Raw genomic sequence first — 8,101 nt, 5'->3', positions numbered from 1 at the left:
TCGCACCCACGAACCAAGAACGTCCCGATCACCGTCATGCAACACCAACGCCGCAGCAGGAGGATGAGCCATACCAGCATCCTCCCAGGAACAACCGTCCAATCATTAACGCCACGCCGTACTAGGCAACGTTTCCGCGGCGCTAACCCACCAACTGCTGGAGGATCGTCGGGTCCTTGATCTTGTCGTCGCATGCCAGAAGAACAACCTTCGCTACGATCTCGGCGGTCCGGGGGTCGTCGTCCGCGAACGGAAGGAAGACGCGGCTGCGGTGCTGGGCGGAGACCGGCACGATGCACACCGCGTTGCCGGGGACCCGGTGCACGACGCCGGAGCCAAGGTGGATCGAGTAGGTGCCGAGGGTGCCCTTGACGCGCACGTGGTGGCCGCCGACCTCAACGTTGGCAATACCGAGCATCGAGGCTGTCTCGTCGACCAGGCGACCGCGCATGGCGATCGAGGACTCCGACGCCTCGGGGTCAACGCCGCTCGCGTGTGCCACGGAGACGACCAGGTCGAGGTCGCGCATGGTTTCCGAGAACACCCGGGCAGGGACGTCAGCGAGCGGCAGCGGCTGCCACTTCCCAGCTGGGTGGAAGGTGACGTCGTCGATGGTGGCGTCCTCGACCTCGGTCGGGGAGCCCCAGCCGTTGACGAGGTGGCACCACGCGGTGATCTTCTGCTGGTGGAACGTTCGGGAGAAGCCTTGCTCGAAGTCCGCGACCCAGCCGCGAGAGGTGAAGATCCCGCCGGCCTGTCGAGCTTCGACCTGGTGTCCTCCGTACCTGCGGGAGCTCACGCCGGCTTCGTCGCGTTCGTTCGCGTTGAGCGTGTAGAGCTCGCGGAAGAGCTGTTTGAAGGGTTGCCGTCGTTCGCCAACCATCAGCGCGTGCTGGAAGTCCGGCCACTCTCCCGAGGACAGGAGGTCGATCGGGTGCGCGACCCGCAGAGCGCCGACAGCGACGCGTTCGGCACCGTCCGGGGCGGACAACGTGGTGCCGTCAAGCGGGAACCCAACGATCCCCTCGATGTCGACGAGGACGAGGTCGCGGAGCATCGGGCCGAGGATCGGGTGTCGCAGGAGGTCCGCCAACTCGTCCGGGACGAAGGCATCCCCGAGAACGCACCCCGATTCCAGTGACGTTCGCATGCGACGGATCTGTTTGCGTAAGGTCGTCGCCCGGTCTCGGAGTGCGGCGATCTCCGGCACCTTGGCGCTCTTGGCCGGGACGGACTTGAGTGGCTTGCCGGCCCGCTGGACTGTGAGCTCGGGGGATCCGGAGGCGTCGATGGCGAGGGCCACGACCAGATCGCCGTCTGCGGCAGTGACGGGGCCGTCGGCCAGGTCTCGGACCGACTGCGCTTCCATGGCCCACACCAGTCGCTGGGGGTCCCGGAATCCGGCGGTGCGGGCGAGGTTCTCCAGCCCAACCTCGACGGCAGTGGATTCGGAGGCCCGCCGCTGAGAGCCCGAGGTGCGGTCGGAGGCAACGAAGCCGCGGAGAAGTTCGTATCGGTCGAGCAGCGCCTCCTGATTCGGGAGCGGGAGCAGGCCGAGGGCGCGCACCGAGTCCTGACGGCGCTTCTCGCGGATACGTTGCACGACCTCCGCTTCGTCGATCGTCCCCAACAGGGCTGTGGCGAACAGCTGTGCACGCTTGTGGCCGCCCGAGGACGAGGCGTACTTCGCGGCCTTGAGCACTTGGTTGAACCGGTCTTCTCCGAGCGTGCCGATCACGTCGTGGAACCATGCGACATCCGCGGCACCGTTGACGAGGTCAGTCGCGTCCAGTGGAGTGCGCTGGCTGACTTCAGTGGCCCACTGGGCGCGGATCTCGGCGTCGACGGACCAGCTGTCGTCCTTGGTGTGCGCGTGCACCCACCACACGGCCGACTCGAGTCCGGTCCATCCGAGGTGTTGCTCGAGCAGACGGGACCACTGAGGTGCGTAGACAGCGGTCTCGATGAGCCGCTGGTCGGAGATCTTGGCTTCCTTGGCAAGCCGGCCGAGCGCGGCGGCGGTGTCGTCCGCTAGCGGTTGGTTGACGCGAATGAGGTGAGAGAGGCTGCTTTCGCGCGACTGGGTCCAGGCGTAGGCACGGGCGAACGGCCTCTTTCCGAGTGCGGCGAGGCATTGCACGAGTTGCTGCGCGCCGTAAGTGGTGCGCAGGCCATGGGAGGTCTCGGAGAGCTCGGTCGGCAGGTCTCCGCGAGCGACCTCCGCGGCGATGACGGCGGCCCGTACTTCGGAGACGACGCCTTGAACTCTGGCGCCCGCGGCCCAGGGCTCGGGTCGGAGTCCGGTGAGTACGCGCAGGGCGTCTTGCCGTGGCCCATGGGAGAACCAGTGGTGGACGCGGGGTGCGACCACGAGGGCGTCGATGAGGTCTGCTCTGGTCGCGGCGCCGCGGTTGAAGGCCTCGACGAGGATCCGGGCGGGGGTTGGCCAACGATCGGGCTGGTTGGGAACCTGCACGGTGCCACCGGCGCGGCCGTAGGCGTCGCGGACGTCGACCTCGACCTTCGGGCCGTCCCAGCGGTCAATGGTGCACTCCGGCTCGTCGATGAACCTGAGCGCGCGCCAGAGCCGAGCCAGCTGGTCGTCGGTCAGCCCGGTGGGGTCGATGAAGCCTGGGCTGCCGCTGAACAGGTCCTCGAAGGTGGTGCGATCGTCCGCGCCGATCGGGTTGCCCCAGCGATCCCGTTCGAGGCGCCGGCCGCGGCGCTCCAGGACTTCCGCTGGAGCGCGGAGCCCGTCGACCGGCAGCGCAGCGGCGGCCGTCTCCAGGAAGCGGACAAGGGGCTCGGCCCAGGAATCGCGGCTGGCGTGCTGGCCGATCGCTCGGAATGCCTGCCACTGCAGGGCGTTGACGTCGGCCTTCGGAAACTCCGCTGCCACCGGCCCTACGAGGGTTCGGGTGACATCGACCGCCCATCGTCGGTTCACCCGTGGAATATGCGACAGAAGAGCAAGCTCGAGTCCGCCGTCGGTGAGCTGCGGCTGGATGCGTTCCCACCACGGGCCGAGGATCTCCGGAATGGGAAGGGCACCGTCCTTGCCGACGTGGATCCATCGGATGTTCGCCAGGAGTTCGACGCCTTGGTAGGTCTGGACCTCGACGTCCGCGTGTTCGGCGAGCCAGCCGCTCAGCGAGGTCCACGCGAGCCGACACCGGTCGTGGTGTCGCTCCCAAGCTGCGGGCGCTGGGGCGATGGGGCGCTGAGCAGGCGTGCGGTCGGCGGCGTTGAAACGGATCGCCGAGGTGGCCTCGTTCGTCTGGCCGGCGGTTGCTTCGCTGCGGCCGACGAGTTCGTCGGCGGCTCGCTGCTGGTCGGCAGTCCCGGATGCGAGTCGCTCGATCGAAGCGGCAAGCGCGCGCGGATCTCGCTTCCGGAGAATGGACAGCGCGGTCGTGCGCAGGTCGGCCGCCTTGCGGCTGAGCGCGTCCTCCAGAAGCCGGGCCTCGCCCTCGGAGATCGCGGGAAGCGACTGCAGCGCGCCGCCGACGGTGTCACGCACCATGGTCGAGCGATCAGCGACAAGCGAGAACAGCGCCGCCCTGTTGCTGGCCGGATCCTTGGCGTACTCGCGGGCCGCGACCCAGCGGCCGTTTGCGGACGCCGCGCCCACGAGCGCCAGGTCGAGTGGCCGGTCGCCGGAGTGACAGATGAGCACGTCCGCGGCGAGGGTGCTGCCGACCTTGCGCGGCAGGGTGCCGATCAGTCCGGTGTCGACGTCCTGGATCTTGCCGAGCGTGCGGACCCGCTCATGGAGGTTGGCCCGGACCGGTTCTGGCATCGGCACCGGAGATTGCTCGAACCCGTACGCGTGGGCCGGCCACGCGGTCACGGCGGCGGCGTACACCGGAAGGGACAGGTCGGAGATCGCGCGGGTCAGAGCGGCGCCGGTAGCGGGGATTGCGAAGTCGGTGAGCAGCCGGGCGGCCGCCAGCCGGGTGCGCTCGTTCGGGTTGCTCTGCAGGGATTCGGCGGCGGCGATGGCCGCGTGCACGTCGCGGACCGCCAGGGACCAGACGCCGAGGAACGCGGACACGGGGTCAGCTTCGGCCAGGGCTGCGGGTTGTGGGGGCTGCCGGAGATGGTCGCGGATGATGGCCACGGCGTCGGCGACCTGCTTCTCCTGCCGAACCGTGAGGTCTTCACCGATCCAGACGCCCAGCGCACGCACGGTCCCGGCGAACCTGGCGAGCCGATGCTCGACGACGAGGTCAAGAATCCGGGCGAATGCATCGGGATGGGCGAGATCAGCGGCCTCGAGGATCGTCTGGCGCAGTCCCTCGGAGCGTTGTGCGGCGACGAGGCGCCGCTCGACTTCCGCCCAGGCGGCGGGGTCGGGCGATGAGAGGAGTGCGACGTACGCGTGCTGCGACGGGCCGCTGATGTCGTGCTCGCCGCGAATGCACGCGGTGAGGATCTGGGCGACGTCCGTGTTGCCGTGGGCGACGGCGGAGGCGAAGAGCGAGCCCAACGGGACGTGCTGGCCCAAGTGCAGCGCCCATGCGGCCTGCCATTCCAGCGGCTGGGGGTACTGCACGGCGTGTTGCAGGTACTGGCGCAGCTCCATCCAGCGGGTGTCGAGGGAGTCAGCCCGGTCCGTGGACCGGTAGGCGCGCCGCTGCCAACCCCGCTGATAGGGCTGCTGCCCTGACCACTCCCACCAGCGCGCGAGATCCTTCCCGAGTTCCGGGGTGATGGCGCTGAGCACCTTCTCACGCTTGGGGAGGCTGAGTTCGTCGAGCCGCCGGGAGATGGGTCGGCAGGGGCGCCGGGTGTCGGCCAGGACGGCGACGATGTCGGTGGCGAGCTTGGGCGCCAAGAGCTTGTGGACGCGTACGCCCTTGGTCCGGTCGCCCTCGGACGCGACGTACTTCTGCAGCGCTGCCCGTGCGGCATCACCCGACAGCATGCTCAGCCCCCTGCCAGGGCGACCAGGCGGATCAGTCGCAGTGTCGAGTCTGGACGGACCACGACCGGCGCCTCGAGCTCCTCGACCTGGACGTCGTCGATGAACACAAAGAAGAGGCCGTCCGTGAAGGCCTCGACGGTTCGCTCAATTGCCTCAGCCTCGGGTGGCGGGGCCGCGACCGCACGGTTCTCGCGGCCGTAGACGCCGGTGTCGACGCCGCGAGCGAGGTCCGCAGGAGTCAGCACCTGCAGGGTCTTGCTGGCCGTTCGCCGTTGTTCGTAGGAGGCCAACTCATGACGCACGAGCGCCGAGAGGAGATCTCGCAGCGATCCGATATCGGCGGGCACCGCGACGTGCAGGGACTCGGTGTCCTTGCTGCCGACGACCTTGGTCTCAACGATCACGGCCCCACCCTGGCATCCGTTGGCCGCTGTTGGGACGATCTCGGGAGGAAGCGTGGGTGAGTTGCTGCCACGGCGAAGTGCCCACCGGCCAGCTCAAGCCCGACGGTCCCGCGGTCACAGGTTCCCCAGGTCGAGCGGGCGCGCCGCGGCCGCGGCCCGTTCGGCCGCCGTGGGTTGGCGCGGCGGCTGCCTTGCCGAGGCTGTCGTACCCGGATCTGGTCCCTCAGGTACCCAGCCAGAGGTTGGGGTCGTCGGCTGCGGGGTGCTGCTGTCACAGATCGAGGTAGTCGCGGATTACCTGGACGGTTGCGGGGCCGACCGGGACGGTCCGCCTTCGGCCGCCCTTGCCGGAGCGGATCGTGAACCGAGCGGCCGGCAGGTCGAGGTCGGCTGCGCGCGCAGCGCCGAGGATCTGGCCGAACGTCTGCTGTCAGCCATCTATGGCCGCCGGATTCTCGACGGCCTTGACCGTTTGCGGACCGTTCATCCAATCGGCGCCGGCTGGGAGCGTGCGGCTTCTACGGTCGCGCCATGTCCACTACTTCGCTGTCCCGGCGCGGCGTCCTCGCCGGCGCGGGCGCCGTGGCTGCGGCGCTCGCATCGCCGCTCGACGCCGTGCCTGCGTACGCCGCCGCCAAGCGCGGCCTGCTGATCTTCGTCGCCCTCGACGGCTTCGACATCGACTACCTCGACGGTCGGGCGCCGATGCCGAACCTGATGTCGCTGGCGCGGCTCGGCTCCGTGACCACCAACACCGGCGTGATGGCCAGCATCACCAACCAGTCATGGACGGCGATCTCGTGCGGCGCCAACCCCGACCGCACCCGCAACGCCGCCTACTACTACGACGAGACGGCCGGTGTCGCCCGTGGCCAGAGCCGCGACAGTGCGGTCGAGGGACTCGCCCAGGCGTGGCGACCGCAGGGCATCCAGATCGGATCCGCGCAGTGGTTCATCCTGCAGGACAAAGGCATCGCGTACGGCGACCCTGACGGCCTCTACACCCAGCCCGGCGGACGGATCAGCGCGCGCGTCGACGACGCGATCGCCATGCTCACCGGGCAACCCGTCAACAGCGGCGGCACGATGGTGACCATCACCCGGCGACCGGACTTCCTCGCGGTCTACTCCAGCGACCTCGACGGCGACGGGCACTCGTTCGGGCCCGACGACCCGCGGATGCTCGACACCATGCGCGAGACCGACGTCGAGCTCGGACGGCTGATCCGAACGGTCAAGGACCTCGACCTCTTCGGCCGGACGACCTGGGTGGTCACCGGCGACCACGGCATGACCGGCTGGAACACGCCGATGGCCGCTCAGGCGGTCGCCGCCCTCGCCACCGCGGGCTTTACGCCCGAGGTGATCGGGTCCGGTGGTCGGCCATCGCCGGAGACCGATGTCGTCCTGGTCTCCGGCGGCAGCATCGCGTCCGTGCATCTCCTCGGCGCGCTGGCCACCGACGCCGCCGCGATCGACCGTGCCCATGCGGCGCTTGCCGACGTCGAAGGTGTCGCGACTGTGCTGACCAAGACCGACCAGGCAGCGCTGCGGATGGCGCCCCAATACGGCCAGCTGGTGCTCGAACTGGCAGCACCGTACGCGCTGTCCTTCAGCCCGCCAGCCGAGGGCTTCGACGGACGCCACGGCAGTCGCGCGGAGACCAAGGTGCCACTCATTTTGTCCGGCCACCGGATCCGGCCCGGGAGGCCGCCGCAGAACCCACGCCACGTCGACCTGGCCGCGACGATGTCGGCGATCCTCGGGATCGACCCACCCGCGCAGTCCGAGGGCCGGGTGCTACGGGAGTCGCTGTTGCTCTGATCCGCGGAAGTCCGGCAACTGGGCCCCCACGCAGCAGGGTCTGATGATCGTCTTTGTCTGAGCCTGCTGGTTTCATGGACACACGCCTGATCGGGAGGGTCGTCCACGGCTCGATGCTCCGCGAAGATTTCATGGCGCGGCAAGGGCTTCAGCACCGCCATGGCGCCCCCCACCGTTGTGACGAGGTAAGCGCCCCACTCGCCACCTGTCAGCCGCCGCACCACAGACACACCCGCGGCCCGAGCAACGGCGTCAACACTCACCTCGGCATGACATCAGTGTCCACCGAAACGATCAGTCGAGTTTCGAGCAGCAGCCGTGTGACCGCTGGCCTGCGCCACCTGGGCGGCCTCTACAGGCATCCAAGACGACGATCCCACTTTGGCTGTGGCGCCTAGGAGGACGAGCATTGGCGCGAACTGTGACTGCGGGAAGCGTCCGGATAGGCCACCCCCAGGTTCTATCGGTCGACGCAACGCCTTCTTTGAAAGTAGTTCGTCGATGTACTTGTGGTCCGACTCTGGCGCTGGCGTACGTTCCCTGGCCTCGATTCGTGAGGGCGTGGTCTCAACCCGTCCACCCGGGCAGCCGGGGTCGACAAGCAGACCGGGTATGGGTTGGCTCCGAGAGGCGTTTGTCGCTCTGCGCGAGCAGGGTGTGTCCGTGCGCTCCGTGGCGCGCAAGCTGCGGATTCCGCGGTAGCGGTCGGTGGGGTGGGAGGCCGAACGCCGCAGGGCTCACGACCGGGCGCGGCGTGAGCGTGCAGCTGGCGAGCAGCGTTTGGTGCGGGAGTCAGCACGCCACGTCGAACTGCTGCACACGCGGCGGCCGTCGAAGACCGACCTGCGCGACACGCGGTACTGGGATTGATGCGTTCCGGGCTGACGAACACAGCTGCATGCAAGCTGCTCGGGGTGACCCGACGCACCGGCGTACTGATTCGCAC

General features: G+C 68.8%; 3 protein-coding genes. 1 reads left to right on the top strand and 2 read right to left on the bottom strand.

Annotation, left to right across the window (positions count from 1 at the left end; translation table 11 throughout):
• Positions 1-142 precede the first annotated feature (142 nt).
• Entirely contained in the window at positions 143-4,927 is a 4,785-nt protein-coding gene (locus ABN028_RS33320; protein WP_349699374.1) for a DUF5724 domain-containing protein, read from the bottom strand.
• Positions 4,928-4,929: 2 nt separating this feature from the next.
• Positions 4,930-5,331 carry a hypothetical protein gene (locus ABN028_RS33315; protein ID WP_349329301.1) on the bottom strand — a complete coding sequence of 134 codons (402 nt, stop codon included), beginning with the start codon at positions 5,329-5,331 and terminating at the stop codon, positions 4,930-4,932.
• Between the two features lie 531 nt (positions 5,332-5,862).
• Between ABN028_RS33315 and ABN028_RS33310 the strand changes: the two genes are divergently transcribed.
• Positions 5,863-7,155, top strand: a complete 1,293-nt coding sequence (locus ABN028_RS33310; RefSeq protein ID WP_349699373.1) for an alkaline phosphatase family protein — start codon at positions 5,863-5,865, stop codon at positions 7,153-7,155.
• Positions 7,156-8,101 lie beyond the last annotated feature (946 nt).

Source organism: Actinopolymorpha sp. B17G11 (assembly GCF_040196095.1).
Taxonomy (GTDB): Bacteria; Actinomycetota; Actinomycetes; order Propionibacteriales; family Actinopolymorphaceae; genus Thermasporomyces.
This window is presented reverse-complemented; position numbering and strand designations above follow the sequence as displayed.

Excerpts from the sequence above, each read along its gene's own strand:
- ABN028_RS33320 (WP_349699374.1), bottom strand. The coding sequence starts at position 4,927 with ATGCTGTCGGGTGATGCCGCACGGGCAGCGCTGCAGAAGTACGTCGCG.
- ABN028_RS33310 (WP_349699373.1), top strand. The coding sequence starts at position 5,863 with ATGTCCACTACTTCGCTGTCCCGGCGCGGCGTCCTCGCCGGCGCGGGC.